We start from the raw sequence: 507 nt of genomic DNA, 5'->3' as shown, positions 1-507 counted from the left end.
TGCGGCGTTGACTGCGCAGGTGCGTCCGGCGCAGGTTCCGTTGTCGTTGGCGCAGCAGCGCATGTGGTTCCTCAACCGATTCGACACGGCATCGGCTGTCAACAATGTCCCTGTTGCCGTTCGGCTCACGGGTGCGCTCGATCTGGCCGCCCTGAATTCGGCAGTTCACGATGTTATCGGTCGCCACGAGGTTCTGCGCACGGTCTACCCCGAGGTCGACGGCGTCGGCTACCAGAAGATCCTCTCGGCAGGAGATGTCTCGATCGATCTCGGTGCAGAACGCGTCACCGACGACCGAATCCAGGCGGAGCTGTATTCGTTCTTCGCCCAGGGCTTCGATGTCACTGTCGAGGTTCCGTTGCGCGCCAAGCTTTTCCAGGTCGCCGATGACGACTTCGTGTTGTCGTTCGTGATGCATCACATCTCGACTGACGGTTTCTCGATGGGCCCGCTGACCCGCGACGTGATGACCGCCTACTACGCGCGAACCAACGGCCAGGCTCCGAC

General features: G+C 61.7%; 1 protein-coding gene. It reads left to right on the top strand.

Annotated elements, in window-relative coordinates:
• A partial coding sequence (locus V3587_RS30650; protein ID WP_317829953.1) for a condensation domain-containing protein occupies window positions 1-507 on the top strand: 507 nt, incomplete at both ends.

This window comes from Rhodococcus sp. IEGM 1306 (assembly GCF_036541985.1).
In the GTDB taxonomy this organism is placed as follows: Bacteria; Actinomycetota; Actinomycetes; order Mycobacteriales; family Mycobacteriaceae; genus Rhodococcus_F; species Rhodococcus_F qingshengii.
The sequence above is the reverse complement of the archived record's forward strand: the minus strand, read 5'-3'. Positions and strand labels throughout refer to the sequence as shown.